Source organism: Streptomyces sp. A0958 (assembly GCF_004795035.1).
In the GTDB taxonomy this organism is placed as follows: Bacteria; Actinomycetota; Actinomycetes; order Streptomycetales; family Streptomycetaceae; genus Streptomyces.
Window position 1 is genome coordinate 58,355 of sequence record NZ_SSBK01000026.1, and the last position, 16,209, is coordinate 74,563.

The window sequence follows — 16,209 nt, forward strand, 5'->3', positions numbered from 1 at the left end:
GGTGGGTGCGTCCGTCGGCTCGGTGGGCGGCCCGATGGCGGGGCCGGGCGGGGGATCAGGGGCTGGCGACTGTATGGGCTGCGGTGACCACGACGACGTTGTGCACCGTGTTCGCGGTGGTCCTGGCTCTCGGACAGGTGGTGGCCGCCCGGCACCGTGCCGGGGGTGCGGCTGATCTGGCCGCTCTGGCTGCGGCCGACCGGGCACTGGAGGGCGTGGCGGAGGCATGCCGGTCGGCCCGGGAGGTGGCCGAGGCGCAGGGGGCGGAGGTGGTGCGGTGTGCTGTCCAGGGTCAGGTGGCCGATGTGACGGCCAGAGTGCGGTTCGGGCCGTACGCGCCCGTGGTCAGGTCCCGGGCGGGGCCTGCGACGGCGGCTCCTCCGCCTTCGACGCCTCCGATGGAGACGCCACCGCGTCCGGCGGGCCAGGAGAGCCGGGCTCGGTCGGACCGTCCTCCGGGCCGGGCGAGCCCGGCGACGCAGGACCGTCTGGGGCAGGAGGTGCGGATCGGAGGAGTTCTGTGAGAAGCCGGACGGCGCCTCGTTTGTGCAGGGGCTCGTTGCCGTTGCCGCACTTCGGGGACTGGATGCAGGACGGGCAGCCCGCATCGCACTCGCAGGACGCGATGGCCAGGCGTGTGGCGGACAGCCACTCGCGTGCGGTGTGGAACGCGCGCTCGGCGAATCCGGCACCGCCGGGGTGGCCGTCGTACACGAAGACGGTCGGCAGCAAGGTGTCCGGGTGCAGGGGCACGGACACCCCGCCGATGTCCCAGCGGTCGCAGGTGGCGAAGAGCGGCAGCATCCCGATCGAGGCGTGCTCGGCGGCGTGCAGCGCGCCACCGAGGATCTCGGGATTGATCCGGGCGGCGTCGAGCTGCTCCTCGGTCACCGTCCACCACACGGCACGGGTGCGCAGGGTGCGGGGCGGCAGGTCCAGCTTGCTCTCGCCGAGCACCTCGCCGGTGATCAGTTTGCGGCGCAGGAAGGAGACGACCTGGTTGGTGACTTCGACGGACCCGTAACAGAGCCGCCCGTCCCCCCAGGGGATCTCGGTGTCGGTGTCCAGGACGGCGATGGCGGTGGTGTCGCGTGCGGTGGTCGAGTACGGCGGGGAGGCCTCCTCGACCAGGGCCACGGAGTCCTCCAGGTCCAGTTTCCGGACCAGGTAGGTGCGGCCCTGGTGGAGGTGGACGGCACCCTCGTGCACGGCGCTGTGGGCGGCGGATTCGTCCACGGTGCCCAGCAGCCTGCCGGTGCCCTCCTCGACGATCTGGACGGGCCGGCCGCCTTCGCCGCGGATGTCGGTGAGGTCGGCGGCCCGCTCGCGCCGGGTCCAGTGCCAGCCCGACGCCCGCTTGCGGAGCAGCTTCGCGGTCTCCAGCTGCGGGAGCAGACCGGCCGCGGCCGGTCCGAAGAGCTCCAGGTCGCGCTCGGTGAGCGGCAACTCTGCGGCGGCGGCGCACAGGTGGGGGGCCAGGACGTACGGGTTGTCCGGGTCGAGGACGGTCGACTCCACGGGCTGCTCGAACAGGGCCTCGGGGTGGTGGACGAGGAAGGTGTCCAGCGGATCGTCGCGGGCCACCAGGATGGCGAGGGCGCCCTGGCCCGCCCGGCCGGCCCGGCCCGCCTGCTGCCACAGGGAGGCCCTTGTGCCTGGGTATCCGGATATGACGACGGCGTCCAGGCCCGACACGTCGATGCCGAGTTCAAGGGCGGTGGTGGCGGCGAGGCCGAGCAGTTGGCCGGAGTGCAGAGCGCGTTCCAGGGCGCGGCGTTCCTCGGGGAGGTACCCCCCGCGGTAGGCGGCGACCCGCGCCGGGAGGGTGCGGTCGACCTCGGCGAGGCGTTCCTTGGCGATGACGGAGATGAGCTCCGCGCCGCGCCGGGAGCGTACGAAGGCGACCGAGCGGACGCCCTGGACGGTGAGATCGGTGAGCAGGTCGGCGGTCTCGGCCGTGGCGGTACGGCGTACCGGGGCGCCCTTCTCGCCGTGGAGCTCGGTCAGCGGCGGCTCCCACAGGGCGAAGACCATCTCGCCGCGCGGGGAGGCGTCGTCGGCCACCTCTGTGACGGGGAGGCCGGTGAGGCGGCCCGCCGCGAGTGCGGGCTGCGCGGAGGTGGCGGAGGCGAGGAGGAAGACGGGGTCGGCGCCGTAACGGGCGCACAGACGACGGAGCCGGCGCACCACCTGGGCGACGTGGGAGCCGAAAACGCCCCGGTAGGTGTGGCACTCGTCGATGACGACGTAGCGCAGGGAGCGCAGGAAGGAGGACCAGCGGGGGTGTGACGGGAGTATCCCGCGGTGCAGCATGTCGGGATTGGTGAGGACGTAGTTGGCGTACTGGCGCACCCACTCGCGTTCTTCGAAGGGGGTGTCACCGTCGAAGACGGCGGGCCGGACGCCGTTGCCCAGCGGGGCCGCGAGGGCCCTGACCGAGCGCCGCTGGTCGGCCGCCAGGGCCTTGGTGGGGGCGAGGTAGAGAGCGGTGGCCCCGCGCCCGTTGGGGGCCTCGGAGCCGTCCAGGAGGGCGCTGAGCACCGGGGCGAGGTAGGCCAGCGACTTGCCGGAGGCGGTTCCGGTGGCGATCACGACCGATGTGCCGTCCAGAGCGTGCTCCGCGGCGGCCGCCTGATGGGCCCAGGGGTGGTCGATGCCGGCCTTCTGGATGGCCGCGATCACTTCTGGACGGATGCGATCGGGCCAGACGGCATGGGTTCCCGCGCGCGGGGGCAGGTGCTCCGTATGAGTGATGCGCGCGGACCGGCCCGCCCCTGCGGCGAGCCGGTCGAGGACCATGTCGGGAGAGGGGCGGGAGCCCCCACTCTCCGGGGGTCGACTGGGGCGGTGATTCTTGGCCATCGGCACCGAGTGTGTCACTGGCAAGGCGGACAATGGTCCCAAGGCGTCGTGCATGGCTGCCGGTAAGTGATTGAATGCCATCGCGGCTGGCGATCCGTCCCCCGGCTCCGTCGGGGAGACCGAGGGGCGACCGCTCGATAGCAAGGTGCTGGAGGATCCGTGGACCTGTCCTTGTCGACTCGCAATGTGTCCGGCCCTGGTGGCGACCGTACGGTCGTCGAGGTCGGTGGCGAGATTGATGTGTATACCGCGCCCAAGCTGCGCGAGCAGTTGGTCGAGTTGGTGAATGACGGCAGCTACCACCTGGTTGTCGACATGGAAGGCGTCGACTTTCTCGACTCCACCGGCCTCGGCGTGCTCGTGGGTGGCTTGAAGCGCGTGCGTGCCCATGAGGGCTCGCTGCGCCTGGTGTGCAACCAGGAGCGCATTCTCAAGATTTTCCGGATCACCGGTCTGACCAAGGTGTTCCCGATCCACACCACGGTCGACGAGGCCGTCGCGGCCACCGACTGACCTCCGGTCTGCCGTCGGGCCGGTTCCATGCCGGTCCGGCGACGGTCGGGGCGAAGGCGGCCTCGGAGAAGGATCGCCGGTGCGACGGCCCTCGTTCCCCGGTCGTCCGGTGACCCCGGCGATCGGTGTTCGGCGGTCGGCCGTCACCCGGTCGGCGGCATGGGGCTGATTTTATTTGTCAGCCGTGCGCCCCGTCGGAGACAGAGCCAGGGGCTCGCAGACAAAGCCAGGGGCCCCGGGCCGTGGGGCCCGTTTCTGGCATGCATATACGTACGTTCGAGGGGGATCGCATGGCCACCGTTGAACTCCGCTTCAGCGCCCAGCCCGAACACGTCAGGACTGCCCGTCTCGTGGCGGCGGCCGTGGCGCGCCGGGCCGGGGTCGACGAGGCCGTGCTCGACGAGGTCCGACTCGCCGTGGGGGAAGCATGCAGCCGGGCCGTCGGGCTGCACCGCAGCCATGGCATCACGGCTCCTGTCACGGTCTTCCTGATCGAGGAGGAGAAGGCGTTCTCCATCGAGGTCGGTGACGAGGTGCCGGGCCCCGGCGCCGACGGCTCCGTGCCCGGTGGGGCCTCCGGACGGCGCGGTGTCGTGTCCGGCGGTGGGCTCGACGAGCCCGAACCGGAGGCCGACGACGAGGACGAGATGGGCCTCGCGGTCATCAGTGGTCTCGTCGACGACGTCGAAGTCAGGTCCGGTGCGGACGGCGGAGTGATCCGGATGAGCTGGCCCAAGACGCCGGTGGCCGTACTGCCCTGAGCCGCGCACCCCGCCGCGCATCCCCGTTCGACCGGGCGGACCGGGCGTAGGCCGGCGCCGGAGCCGGCCACGTGGGTCGGGCCCCGCAGCCTTTCCCCGCGGCTGCCCGCAGCTACCCGCGGCTTCCCAAGGCCCTGCTGAGCAGGGTCTTTTTCATTTTTCCTTGATCGGTGATCTACGGGAAATTCGTCTGCGTCATTACTGCATTTGGTGGTGGGTCGGCGGCGGGATTTTCACCAAGGCCGCCGACGTCGGTGCCGACCTCGTGGGGCAAGGCGGAACAGGGCCTCCCGGAGGACGACCCGCGCAACGCCGCCACCATCGCGGACAACGTGGGCGACAAAGTTGGTGACTGCGCGGGCATGGCCGTCGACCTCTTCGAGTCGTACGCCGTGACGCTGGTCGCCGCGCTGATCCTCGGCAAGGCGGCCTTCGGTGACTCGGGGCCGGCCCTCCCCCTGATCGTTACGGCCATCGGCGTCGTCACCAGCAATGATCGGTATCTTCGCGGTCGCCCCGAGGCACAGGGACCGAAGCGGTGTGTCCGCCATCAACCGCGGTTTCCTCGCCTCCGTGGTGATCTCACTCGTCCTGGCGGCAGTCGCGGTCTTCGTCTACCTGCCCTCCTCGTACGCGGAGCTCGACGGTGTCGGCGGCACGGCCATCACCTCGCACGGCGGCGATCCGCGCGTCTTCGCCCTCGTGGCCGTCGCCATCGGCATCGTGCCGGCGGCCCTGATCCAGCAGCTGACCGGAGCTGACCGGCTACCTCACGGAGACCAGCCGGCGCCCGGTGCGGGACATCGGCACGTCCTCGCTGACCGGCCCGGCCACCGTCGTGCTCGCCGGATCTCCCTTGGGCTGGAGTCCGCCGTCTACACCGCGCTGCTCGTCGGGCTCGCCATCAACGTCGTGTCACAGTCCGCGGGCGCCGTCGTTCACGAGGTGCGGCGGCAGTTCCGCGAGCATCCCGGGATCATGGATTACGAAGAGAAGCCGGAGTACGGGCGCGTCGTCGACATCTGCACCAAGGACGCGCTGCGCGAGCCGGTGACGCCGGTCTGCTGGCGGTACTGGCACCATCGCGGTCGGATTCGCCTTCGGCCTCGGCGGGCTCGGCTCGTATCCCGTCGGTGCGATCGACACCGGCACACTCATGGCGGCCTTCCTCGCCAGTTCCGGCGGTGCCTGGGACAAGAAGCTGGACTGTCATTACGGCGGCAGGGGAGCGACGCCCATGCCGCGACCGTCATCGGTGACCCGTTCAAGGACACGGCCGTGCTTGCGATCAACCCCTTGCTCGCGTCGGCCGTCGTCGGGCGCGGTGTACGTCTCCAAGCGGCGGGGGAGCGCCGTCGGCGACCCCGGCAGCGGGGACGGGCGAGGTGCGGCGTACAGGCAGCTCGGCAGGTGATTGGCGGTCAGTAGTGCGGTGACTGAGGTCTTTTGATGCGGTGTTCACTGCGCGCGTCTTCGTCTGCCTTCTCGCGCCTCCTCGTACGAGTGGTGATCCGTTCGCGCGTTCCCGTTGGTGGGGGCCGTGTGGGTGAGTTGTATCTCCCTCGTTTCCCTTGGTGCAAATGGCTGCAAAAGCTGTCCTACCGGACGACTGGCACCCGGATGGAGGGCGTTCGGCGTGTAAGTTCCGGGGCCGAGAGCCTTGGAAGGGACCAATCCGGTGAACAAGAAGCTTGCAGCCGCACTGTCCGGCGGTGCGGTACTGGTACTGACGCTGTCGGGCTGCAGCGACGACAGCGACGACAAGGTGAACGACTGGGCCAAGGAGGTCTGCGACCAGGTCCAGCCCCAGCTGCAGAAGATCGCGAACGCCAACGCCTCCATCCAGCAGCAGACCTCCGACAACAGCAAGCCCGCCGACGTCCAGGAGACCGACTCGGCCGCCTTCCAGCAGATCTCGCAGGCGTACAAGGCGCTGGGCTCCGCCGTCGAATCGGCTGGGCCGCCGCCGGTCGACGACGGCGAGACCACGCAGAAGGAAGCCGTGAAGGAGCTCAATTCCTCCTCCGCCGCCTACGCGAAGCTGCAGAAGAAGGTCGACGCCCTGGAGACGAAGGACCAGGCGAAGTTCGCCGACGGCCTCAAGGACATCGCGGAGGAACTGAACAAGATCAGCACCAACGGCGACCAGGCGCTGAACAAGCTCCAGTCCGGCGAGGTCGGCACCGCGATGGCCAAGCAGGAGGGCTGCCAGAAGCCGACCGCCTCGGCCTCGCCCTCGACCGGCTCGTCGGACGACTCCGAGCCGTCGAAGGAAGCGTCCCCGTCCGTGTCGCCCAGCAAGAAGGCGTAACCGGCCGGACGGCCGTCGCGGCCACGGTCACGGCCGACCGGCCTCGGACAAGCGGCCCGGCACGCCCCTGGAACGCGCAGGGCGGCGGCCGGGCCGCTGCCGTTGTCAGTGGTACCCCTCACAATGGGTCACGTGAGTAAGACCAGCCTTTTCGCAGCAGACCTGCCCGCGGCAGACCACACGCCCCGGCTCCGCGAAGCCCTGCTCGCCGCCGCCTTCACCGCCGACGGGCTCCTCGACCAGCTCGGCGCGCCCGCCTACGCCGCGCTCGCCCGCAGCGAGACGGTTCCGGCACTGCGCGCCACGCGGGGCGAGGCCCCGCTCGACACGCTGGTGCGGCTCTTCCTGCTCCAGCGCCCCGTTCCGGCCGGGCGGGCCGCCGCCGTGCTCCCGCTGGTGGAGTGCGTGGCGGACGGCTGGCTGACCGAGACGGACGGCGAGGTGCGGGCGACCGTTGACGTGCGGCCGTACAGCGGGCCGGAGGGCCAGGACTGGTTCATCGTCTCCGACCTGGGCTGCGCGGTGGGTGGCGCGGGCGGTATCGGCTCGCGCGAGAAGGGCGTCGTCCTCGGTATCGGCGGAGCGTCAACCACTCTGGCCGGGATCACCGTCCGCCGGCCCGTCGCCTCCGCCCTCGACATCGGTACCGGCTCCGGCATCCAGGCGTTGCACGCCGCGCAGCACGCCACGAGGGTCACGGCCACCGACCTCAACCCGCGCGCCCTCGCCTTCACCCGGCTCACCCTCGCCCTGTCCGGCGCCGCACCGGCCGACCTGCGCGAGGGTTCCCTGTACGAGCCGGTCGGCGCCGAGACCTTCGACCTGATCGTCTCCAACCCGCCGTTCGTCATCTCGCCCGGCGCCCGGCTCACCTACCGCGACGGCGGCATGGCCGGCGACGACCTGTGCCGGACCCTTGTGCAGCAGACGGGCGACCGGCTCAACGAGGGCGGGTTCGCCCACTTCCTGGCCAACTGGCAGCACACCGAGGGCGAGGAGTGGCAGGACCGGGTGCGTTCGTGGGTGCCGGACGGCTGCGATGCCTGGATCGTGCAGCGCGAGGCCCAGGACGTCACGCAGTACGCCGAGCTGTGGCTGCGCGACAGCGGCGACCACCGCACGGACCCGGCGGAGTACGAGGCGCGGTACGACGCCTGGCTGGATGAGTTCGAGGCCCGCCGGGCGAAGAGCGTCGGCTTCGGCTGGATCACACTGCGGAAGTCCGCCGCGGCCGCCGCCGGTGAGCCCTCCATCGTGATCGAGGAGTGGCCGCACGCGGTGGAGCAGCCGCTCGGCCCCGCCATCGAGGCGCACTTCGCCCGCCAGGACTATCTGCGTGAGCAGGACGACGCGGCGCTCCTGGCCGCGCATTTCACCCTGGCCGCCGAGGTGGTGCAGGAGCAGGTCGGGCTCCCCGGAGCGGAGGACCCCGAGCATGTGGTGCTCCGTCAGAGCCGGGGCATGCGGCGGGCGACGAAGGTCGACGCGGTGGGGGCGGGGTTCGCGGGCGTGTGCGACGGCTCGCTGCCCGCCGGGCGCATCCTGGACGCCATCGCCCAGCTGATGAACGAGGACCCGGTGCTTCTGCGCGACCGCACCCCGCAGGCCATCCGGCTGCTGGTCGAGGAAGGCTTCCTGGAGCCGCTGCCCCCGGGCGGGCAGGTGGCCGGATGATCCGGATCGAGCTGGACGAGGCGTCGCTCGGCGCGACCTGGATCGCCATCAGCCCCCTGTGGGACGCCTTCCGCAGCCTCCATCTCGCGATGCCGCACCGCCACCCCTCCCGTCCCTACGAGGAATGGGTGGTGCGGGCCCGCGAGGTGCTGCGCGAGGACGACCGGACGCATGCGCTCCGGCTGTTGATCGACGGCCCCACCAGTTCCCGGACTTCCTGCTGCCCCGGCCGGTCGGAGCAGCGTCCGTCGAGACCGAGCTCGACACCATCCGGGCCACCCCGGCCGACGTCGTACGGGCCGGAGTCGCCGAGCACTATCCGGGGCTCCAGGACCACCCGCACGTGCGCCCGTACCTCGTCGATCCCGAGGCCGCCTGCGGGGCGCTCGCCGATGCGTATGCCGCGTACTGGGAAGGGGCGATGGCCGCTCACTGGCCCGTCATGCGCCGCCTGGTCGAGGACGAGGTGCTCATACGGGCCCACACCTTCACCACCGAGGGTGTGGACGCGCTCTTCACCGAGCTGGAGAGCCGGGCCAAATGGGAGCCGCCCGTCCTGGAGCTGACGAAGCACATCGACGCGGAGTACCGGGCGGGGGAGCGACGCCTGCTGCTCGTACCCCTCGTCTTCGCGGAGGGCTGCCGGCTCTGCTCCACCGACGACCCCGACGTACTGATGGTGTCCTTCCAGGCCCGTGGTGCGGGCGCCTTGCGCGAACGGCCCGCAGAACGGGCCGACAGCGGCGACCGGCTCGGGCTGCTGCTGGGGCGGGGCCGCGCACCGGTCCTGCGGCAGCTCGGCGGCCGTTCACCACGGCCGGGATAGCCGACCGGCTGGGGCTCGCGCCGAGCACGGTCTCGGAGCACCTGTCCGTCCTCGCCGGCGCGGATGTCGTCACCCGCCACCGGATCGGGCGCAGCGTGTACTACCAGCTCACCGACAGCGGGCGCGCCCTCCTCGCGCTGCTGTCAGGGGAGGACGTGCTGCGCGCGGTGTCCTGAGGGGCGCGGACCAGGCGGAAGGGGGCTGAGGGCGGGCCGGACGATTCGGGCGGCTCCGAATTGATGGCGGGGGTGGCAGGGCCGGGCCCAGCGTCCGCGCCCTGCTTGCGATCGAGGCGAAGAACCTGCGCCGCACCTACACCAGCCGGACCGGCTTCCTGCGTCCGCGCCGCACCGAGACCGAAGCCGTGCGCGGTTTCACCTTCGAGGTGGCGCGCGGCGAACTCTTCGGCCTCCTCGGGCCCAACGGCGCGGCAAGACCACCACCATCAAGATGCTCAACACCCTGCTGCTGCCCACCTCCGGCACGGCCCGGGTGCTGGGGCACGACGTGGCGTCCGACCCCGTCGCCGTACGCCGCAGGATCGGCTACGTCTTCGGCGGCGACCGGGGCCTGTACGACCGGCTCTCCGCCCTCGACAACCTGCGCTACTTCGCCGAGCTGTACGGCGTCGAGCCGCGTGACCAGAAGCGGCGGATCGCCGAACTGCTCGATCTGGTCGGTCTTGCCGGGCGGGAGAAGGAGCGCGTCGAGGGGTACTCGCGGGGCATGCGGCAGCGGCTGCACATCGCGCGCGGCCTGCTGCACCGGCCCGATGTCCTGTTCCTCGACGAACCGTCGAGCGGCGTGGACCCGGTGGCGGCGCGCGATCTGCGCCGTACCGTCGCCGATCTGCGGGCCGCCGGCACCACCGTGCTCCTGACCACGCATTAGATGGCGGAGGCGGACGATTTGAGCGACCGGATCGCGGTCATTGCGGGCGGCACCATCCGGGCCCTGGGCACGCCGGACCGGCTCAAGTCGCGCGTCCAGGAACGCGACATCCTGGAGGTCGAGGCGTACGGGGCGGGCGAGGACCACCTCGAACGCATCCGTGCCGTGGCGGGCGTGCACGGGGTGGCCGCCGAGGACCGGGGGAGCCGACAGGCCGTCATCGTGCAGACGGAGCCCGGCGCGGACCTGCACGCCCAGGTGCTGGCCGAGCTCGACGGGGTCCGGGTCGGACGGGTCGTCACCCGCGAACCCACGCTGGAGGACGCCTACATCGCGATTGTCGAGGAGGCGGATGCGACATCCGGTGCGGATGCGACACCCGGGGCGGATGCGACATCCGAGGCGAGCATGGCGTCCGAGGCGCGTGCGACACCTGGGGCGGGCAGGGCACCCGATCCGAGCAAGGCCCCCGATCCGGGCAAGGCCCACGAGTCGGCCGAGGCGCGTACGCGGAAGCCGCCGAGGCAGCTGATGCGGAGGCCGCGGAGGCCTCGGAGGCCTCGGAGGCCGCGGAGGTCGGGCGGGTCGACGGCGGGGTTGTCGACGGCGAGGTTGTGGCATGAGCCTCGGCAGGGCCTTGCGCCTGATCCTCGTCGGCGTGCGTACGCACGTCTCGTACATGAGCCGTTCACCGCTCGAAATCACCTTCGCCGTCCTCGTACCCCTGGTGTACGCGACCCTCTCCGTCTACCTCTTCCGCGCCGCCGACGACCCCGACCGGCTGCTCACGGCGGGTCGGCGCCGGGCTGATGGGCATCTGGTCCTCGGCGCTCTTCGGGTCGGGCGGAGCCGTACAGAACCAGCGCTGGCTCGGCACGCTGGAGACGCTCGTCGCCTCTCCCACCTCGCTCTCCCTCGTCCTGCTGCCCATCACCCTGGCCACCGCCGTCATCGGCACGTACGCCATGGGCGCGACGGTGATCTGGGGCGCCGTGCTGTTCGACGTGCCGCTCGACTGCGCGCATCCGGTGCTCTGCCTGGTCGCCGTCCCGGTCTGCGTGCTCTCGCTCGGGATGACGGGGCTGCTGCTCGCCGCGACGTTCGTGCTGCTGCGCAACGCGAACGCGCTGGCCAACCCGCTGGACGCGCCCGTGTGGCTGCTGTCCGGGATGCTCGTGCCCGTTACCGTGCTGCCGGACTGGACGCGTCCGATTTCCTGGGCGCTCCCCACCACTGGGGCTCCCGCGCGGTGCACGCGGCGGCCTCCGGCAGCTCGGGAGCCGGTGAGGTGCTGGTCCCCATGGGCGTGGCCCTCGCGCTCGGCGCGCTGTACGCGCTGCTCGCCGTCCTCGTTCTGGGGAGGGTCGAACAGCGTGCGAGGGCCGCCGCGACCCTCTCCCTGGCCTGACACCCGCCCCGAATACCTAGAAGTCCAGTCCGGTCCAGCCCGGTCCCACCCCAGGAGTTGCCCGCATGCCCGCCCGTACACCGCACACGGAGCCCCGCCCCACACCCCGGATCACGCCCCGAGCCTCTACCGCCGGATCGTTTCCGCGTGGCGGCTCGTCGTGATCGGTGGCGCCCTGTCCTACCGGGCGCTCTTCAACTGGACGACGCCGCCCATGTTCATCGGCACCCTGCTCGTCGGCCCGTTGCTGCAACTCCTCTTCTTCGTCTTCCTGGGTCGGCAGCTCCAGATCGCCGACGACCAGTTCTATCTGCTCGGCAACGCCGTGATCTCCGCGTCGACCGCCTGCGTCTACGGCGGGACGATGGCCGTTGCCAACGAGCGGCCGTACGGGACGCTCGGCGCGGTGCTGCTCAGCCCTCGGAACCGGGCTCCGCTCTGGTTCGGACGCGCGCTCCCGTATGTGCTGAACGGCCTCGTCATCAGTGTCTTCACGCTCTCCGCCGCCTGCCTCCTCCTCGGTCTGCGCATTCCGGTTGCGGCTCTGCCGGGGCTCGGAGCGGTGCTGCTCGCCGCCGCCGCGGGGTGTTCCGCCTTCGGCCTGGCGCTGGGGGCGCTGGGGGCGCTGGGGCTGCGGTTCCGCGACGTCTTCCTCGTATCGAACGTGGCCAGCTCCGTGCTCCTGCTTCTGACCGGTGCCAACGTGCCCCGGCAGACCCTGCCGGGGTGGATGCGCGCCCTCGGGGACGTACTGCCGCTGACTCACGCCGCCGACGCGGCACGTCAGTTGTCCGCCGGGGCCGGGTTCGACGGCCGGGGCGTCGCGGCCGAGCTGGCGACGGGGACGGGGAACGCGCTGCTCGCCGTCGTGCTCCTCGCGGTGTTCGAACGGGGGAGCAGGCGGCGCGCGACGCTCGACGTGATGTGAGCGGTGCGGCGTGAAGGGCCCGGTGTGAGTTCGGCCATGGTCGGGGCGCCGGGGCCCGTTCCTTCGCTGCGCTCCGAAAGCCTCCGCTGTTCACCAGGCGTTGGCGTTCGCGACGTTCCGTGGTGGGAGCCTCCCTGCGAACCCAGGAACGAGAAGCCAAGCCAGGGGATCAGGGGGAGAGGGAGGCGTACGGGATGGAGAGAGGACCCGCTGTGTTCGCCGGGACGGCGTTCGCGCTGTTCGGTGCGGCACTGCTGCTGTGGACGGGGGCGCGCGTGCTGCACCGCGCGCCGGTGGTGTACCGGGTGAGCCCCGCCGTCTCCACCGCACTCGCCACTGTGTTCGGCGTACTTTTCCTCGTCCTCGGGGTGTGGTGCTTCGGCCACGTCTGAGTCCGCGCCCGCACCGCGCTCCCGGACCCGCCCCGGCGGCGGCGCTCCTCCGGCCGCCGGAACACGCCCGGGCGTCCCGCCCCTCCTCCCCGGCCCCCGCAGGGCGGCCGAGGTGGCTCCGAAACCCGCAGGCAGTGACCCTGCACACGGCGGACCGAGCGGGCCGGGCGGCAGGAATGGCGGAAGTCGGGTTACCGTTCGAGTGGCCGTTGCGGGCTTTTGCCGTTTGACACGGGGGCGGGTTGTACCGTCACACTCCGCAGCGACAGCACTGTCGGCAGCGCCCCTGCGCTGCCCTGATGCCCACCGAGCGTCGACCGGAGAGAAGAGCGAAGTTGTCCCCGACCAGCGAGACCGCACAGGGCGGCCGCCGACTCGTCATCGTCGAGTCGCCTGCCAAGGCGAAGACGATCAAGGGCTATCTCGGCCCCGGATACGTCGTCGAGGCGAGCGTCGGGCACATCCGCGACCTCCCGAACGGCGCCGCCGAGGTGCCGGACGAGTACACCGGCGAGGTGCGTCGGCTCGGCGTGGACGTCGAGCACGACTTCCAGCCGATCTACGTCGTCAACGCCGACAAGAAGGCCCAGGTCAGGAAGCTGAAGCAGCTGCTGGCCGAGTCCGACGAACTCTTCCTCGCCACCGATGAGGACCGCGAGGGCGAAGCCATCGCGTGGCACCTGCAGGAAGTCCTGCGGCCCAAGGTCCCGGTCCACCGGATGGTCTTCCACGAGATCACCAAGGACGCGATCCGGGCCGCCGTCGCCAACCCGCGCGAGCTGAACCAGCGCATGGTCGACGCCCAGGAGACCCGCCGCATCCTCGACCGCCTCTACGGCTACGAGGTCTCGCCGGTCCTGTGGAAGAAGGTCATGCCGCGGCTGTCCGCCGGCCGCGTCCAGTCCGTCGCCACCCGGCTCGTCGTCGAGCGGGAGCGCGAGCGCATCGCCTTCCGATCCGCCGAGTACTGGGACCTGACCGGCACCTTCGCCACCGGGCGGGGCGGCGACGCCTCCGACCCCTCGACGTTCACGGCCCGGCTCAGCGCCGTCGACGGACGCCGGATCGCCCAGGGCCGCGACTTCGGTCCGGACGGGCAGCTCAAGTCCGCCTCCGGCCAGACGCTGCACCTGGACGAGGCGAACGCCCGCGCCCTGGCCGCCGCGCTCGCCGACTCCGCGTTCGCCGTGCGGTCCGTCGAGTCGAAGCCGTACCGCCGCTCCCCGTACGCGCCCTTCCGTACGACGACCCTCCAGCAGGAGGCGAGCCGGAAGCTGGGCTTCGGGGCGAAGGCGACCATGCAGGTCGCGCAGAAGCTGTACGAGAACGGCTTCATCACCTATATGCGTACGGACTCCACGACCCTCTCGGACACCGCGATCGCCGCGGCCCGGGCGCAGGTCACGCAGCTGTACGGGGCGAACTACCTGCCCGACAAGCCGCGCACGTACGCCGGCAAGGTCAAGAACGCGCAGGAGGCGCACGAGGCGATCCGCCCCTCCGGCGACCGCTTCCGCACGCCTGCCGAGACCGGCCTCACCGGCGACCAGTTCCGGCTCTACGAGCTGATCTGGAAGCGGACCGTCGCCTCCCAGATGAAGGACGCGGTCGGCAACTCCGTCACCGTCAAGATCGGCGGCCGGGCGAGCGACGGCAGGGACGCCGAGTTCTCCGCGTCCGGTAAGACGATCACCTTCCACGGCTTCATGAAGGCCTACGTCGAAGGCGCCGACGACCCGAACGCCGAGCTCGACGACCGCGAGCGGCGGCTGCCGCAGGTCGCCGAGGGCGACGCGCTGTCCGCCGACGAGCTCTCGGTCGACGGCCACGCGACGAAGCCGCCGGCTCGTTACACCGAGGCCTCGCTGGTCAAGGAGCTCGAAGAGCGCGAGATCGGCCGCCCGTCGACGTACGCGTCGATCATCGGGACGATCCTCGACCGCGGCTACGTGTTCAAGAAGGGCACGGCCCTCGTGCCGTCGTTCCTGTCCTTCGCCGTGGTCAACCTGCTGGAGAAGCACTTCGGCCGGCTCGTGGACTACGACTTCACGGCCCGCATGGAGGACGACCTCGACCGCATCGCACGCGGTGAGGCCCAGTCCGTGCCGTGGCTGAGGCGGTTCTACTTCGGCGCGCAGGACGGGGACGGCGCGGCCGGTGCCGGTGCGGCCTCCGACGCGGGCAACGGCGACGGCGACCACCTCGGCGGGCTCAAGGAGCTCGTCACCGACCTCGGCGCGATCGACGCCCGGGAGATCTCCTCCTTCCCCGTCGGCAACGGCATCAAGCTCCGCGTCGGCAAGTACGGCCCGTACATCGAGCGGGGCGAGAAGGACGCCGAGGGCTACCAGAAGGCGGACATCACCGATGACCTGGCGCCCGACGAGCTGACCGTCGAGTACGCGGAGGAGCTGCTGGCCAAGCCGAGCGGTGACTTCGAGCTCGGCGCGGACCCGGTGAGCGGGAACCAGATCGTCGCCAAGCACGGGCGTTACGGGCCGTACGTCACCGAGGTGCTGCCCGAGGGCACGCCGAAGACCGGCAAGAACGCGGTGAAGCCGCGGACCGCCTCGCTCTTCAAGTCGATGACGCTCGACACGGTGACGCTGGCCGACGCGCTCAAGCTGATGTCGTTGCCGCGAGTCGTCGGCGAGGACGCCGAGGGCGTCGAGATCACCGCGCAGAACGGCCGCTACGGCCCGTACCTGAAGAAGGGCACGGACTCGCGGTCGCTCACCTCCGAGGACCAGATCTTCGACATCACGCTCGAAGAGGCCCTCGCCATCTACGCGCAGCCTAAGCAGCGGGGGCGGGCCGCGGCCAAGCCGCCGCTGAAGGAGCTGGGCACCGACCCGGTGAGCGGGTCGCCGGTCGTCGTGAAGGACGGGCGCTTCGGCGCGTACGTCACCGACGGCGAGACGAACGCGACGCTGCGCACCGACGACAGCGTCGAGGACATCACGCCGGAGCGCGGATACGAGCTCCTCGCCGAGAAGCGGGCCAAGGGGCCGGCGAAGAAGAAGACGGCGAAGAAGGCCGCGGCGAAGAAGGCTCCTGCGAAGAAGGCGGCGGGGGCCGCGAAGAAGACCGCGGCGAAGAAGACGGCTGGGGCCGCCAAGAAGACGGCCGGGGCTGCGAAGAAGACTGCTGCTGGGGCGAAGAAGGCTGTGGCCAAGAAGTCGGCGGCTTCGGGGGCGGGGGCGGAGGACTGAGTCCTGGGGCCTTCTGGGCCCTGGCCCAGGCCCTGGCCCTCTGAGTGTCCTGGGGCCCTGCGGCCCTTTGAGGCTGGGGGCTTCGGGGGGTGGGCGCCTGCGGCGGGCTTGTCCCCTCCCCGCCCCTTCCCGTAACCGGGGCTCTGCCCCGGGCCCCGCGCCTCAAACGCCGGCGGGGCTGGAAAACAATGCGCCGGCGGGGTTGGGGAGTGGGGCGTCGGCGGGGCTGGTGGGTGGGGCTCTGCCCCGGGCTCCGCGCCTCCAACGTCGGCGGGGCTGGAAAGCAAGGCGTCGGCGGGGTTGGGGAGTGGGGCGTCGGCGGGGCTGGGGAGTAGAGCGCTGGCCGGGCTGGGGTGATGTGCCTGGTGGGGGTGGTCGGGCAGCGGTTCGGGGGTGGTTGTGGGCGTATGTTCGGATGCGGGACACGGGTA

Annotated in this window: 12 protein-coding genes and 2 pseudogenes; 12 read left to right on the forward strand and 2 right to left on the reverse strand. The window is 71.4% G+C overall.

Annotated elements, in window-relative coordinates:
• Positions 1-5: 5 nt before the first annotated feature.
• Positions 6-305 (forward strand): annotated as a pseudogene (locus E6P78_RS33910) (Rv3654c family TadE-like protein); the annotation flags it as partial.
• 40 nt (positions 306-345) lie between these two features.
• On the opposite strand, the gene E6P78_RS23450 reads toward E6P78_RS33910, so the two are convergent.
• Complete coding sequence (locus E6P78_RS23450; protein ID WP_240799340.1) at positions 346-2,943, reverse strand: DEAD/DEAH box helicase; 2,598 nt, start codon at positions 2,941-2,943, stop codon at positions 346-348.
• 78 nt (positions 2,944-3,021) lie between these two features.
• On the opposite strand from E6P78_RS23450, the gene E6P78_RS23455 reads away from it, so the two are divergent.
• The 5 genes and pseudogenes from E6P78_RS23455 to E6P78_RS23475 all read left to right on the forward strand — a co-directional run bounded on the left by E6P78_RS23455 (position 3,022) and on the right by E6P78_RS23475 (position 8,121).
• Positions 3,022-3,375 (forward strand): STAS domain-containing protein, encoded by a 354-nt coding sequence (locus E6P78_RS23455; RefSeq protein ID WP_003967428.1) that lies wholly within the window; start codon positions 3,022-3,024, stop codon positions 3,373-3,375.
• 290 nt (positions 3,376-3,665) lie between these two features.
• Complete coding sequence (locus E6P78_RS23460; RefSeq protein WP_136205602.1) at positions 3,666-4,136, forward strand: ATP-binding protein; 471 nt, start codon at positions 3,666-3,668, stop codon at positions 4,134-4,136.
• 217 nt (positions 4,137-4,353) lie between these two features.
• A pseudogene (locus E6P78_RS23465) lies at positions 4,354-5,550 on the forward strand (sodium/proton-translocating pyrophosphatase); the annotation flags it as partial.
• Between the two features lie 264 nt (positions 5,551-5,814).
• Positions 5,815-6,447 carry a small secreted protein gene (locus E6P78_RS23470; RefSeq protein ID WP_136205603.1) on the forward strand — a complete coding sequence of 211 codons (633 nt, stop codon included), beginning with the start codon at positions 5,815-5,817 and terminating at the stop codon, positions 6,445-6,447.
• A gap of 123 nt (positions 6,448-6,570) precedes the next feature.
• Positions 6,571-8,121: a class I SAM-dependent methyltransferase gene (locus tag E6P78_RS23475; protein WP_136205604.1), complete on the forward strand. Its 1,551-nt coding sequence runs from the start codon at positions 6,571-6,573 to the stop codon at positions 8,119-8,121.
• 115 nt (positions 8,122-8,236) lie between these two features.
• On the opposite strand, the gene E6P78_RS33580 is transcribed toward E6P78_RS23475, so the two are convergent.
• Complete coding sequence (locus E6P78_RS33580; protein ID WP_240799341.1) at positions 8,237-8,554, reverse strand: hypothetical protein; 318 nt, start codon at positions 8,552-8,554, stop codon at positions 8,237-8,239.
• On the opposite strand from E6P78_RS33580, the gene E6P78_RS33585 reads away from it, so the two are divergent.
• The 6 genes from E6P78_RS33585 to topA all read left to right on the forward strand — a co-directional run bounded on the left by E6P78_RS33585 (position 8,543) and on the right by topA (position 15,778).
• Positions 8,543-8,947, forward strand: a complete 405-nt coding sequence (locus E6P78_RS33585) for a hypothetical protein (protein ID WP_240799349.1) — start codon at positions 8,543-8,545, stop codon at positions 8,945-8,947. The two genes, E6P78_RS33580 and E6P78_RS33585, sit on opposite strands and share 12 nt — an antisense overlap.
• Positions 8,948-8,955: 8 nt before the next feature.
• Positions 8,956-9,123, forward strand: a complete 168-nt coding sequence (locus E6P78_RS33590) for a helix-turn-helix domain-containing protein (protein ID WP_240799347.1) — start codon at positions 8,956-8,958, stop codon at positions 9,121-9,123.
• Positions 9,124-9,397: 274 nt separating this feature from the next.
• Positions 9,398-9,838 (forward strand): ABC transporter ATP-binding protein, encoded by a 441-nt coding sequence (locus tag E6P78_RS33595; protein ID WP_240799342.1) that lies wholly within the window; start codon positions 9,398-9,400, stop codon positions 9,836-9,838.
• 809 nt (positions 9,839-10,647) lie between these two features.
• On the forward strand, positions 10,648-12,174 hold the full coding sequence (locus E6P78_RS33600; RefSeq protein WP_240799343.1) for an ABC transporter permease: 1,527 nt from the start codon (positions 10,648-10,650) through the stop codon (positions 12,172-12,174).
• Positions 12,175-12,368: 194 nt separating this feature from the next.
• On the forward strand, positions 12,369-12,566 hold the full coding sequence (locus tag E6P78_RS23500; RefSeq protein WP_136205605.1) for a hypothetical protein: 198 nt from the start codon (positions 12,369-12,371) through the stop codon (positions 12,564-12,566).
• A gap of 335 nt (positions 12,567-12,901) precedes the next feature.
• Complete coding sequence (topA, locus tag E6P78_RS23505) at positions 12,902-15,778, forward strand: type I DNA topoisomerase (protein ID WP_136205606.1); 2,877 nt, start codon at positions 12,902-12,904, stop codon at positions 15,776-15,778.
• The last annotated feature ends 431 nt before the right edge of the window (positions 15,779-16,209 follow it).

What these genes read in the sequence shown, in the direction of transcription:
- E6P78_RS23450 (WP_240799340.1), bottom strand. Translation starts at nt 2,943, where the DNA reads ATGGCATTCAATCACTTACCGGCAGCCATGCACGACGCCTTGGGACCA.
- E6P78_RS23460 (WP_136205602.1), top strand. Translation starts at nt 3,666, where the DNA reads ATGGCCACCGTTGAACTCCGCTTCAGCGCCCAGCCCGAACACGTCAGG.
- E6P78_RS23475 (WP_136205604.1), top strand. Translation starts at nt 6,571, where the DNA reads ATGGGTCACGTGAGTAAGACCAGCCTTTTCGCAGCAGACCTGCCCGCG.
- E6P78_RS33585 (WP_240799349.1), top strand. Translation starts at nt 8,543, where the DNA reads ATGGCCGCTCACTGGCCCGTCATGCGCCGCCTGGTCGAGGACGAGGTG.
- E6P78_RS33595 (WP_240799342.1), top strand. Translation starts at nt 9,398, where the DNA reads ATGCTCAACACCCTGCTGCTGCCCACCTCCGGCACGGCCCGGGTGCTG.
- E6P78_RS33600 (WP_240799343.1), top strand. Translation starts at nt 10,648, where the DNA reads ATGGGCATCTGGTCCTCGGCGCTCTTCGGGTCGGGCGGAGCCGTACAG.
- E6P78_RS23500 (WP_136205605.1), top strand. Translation starts at nt 12,369, where the DNA reads ATGGAGAGAGGACCCGCTGTGTTCGCCGGGACGGCGTTCGCGCTGTTC.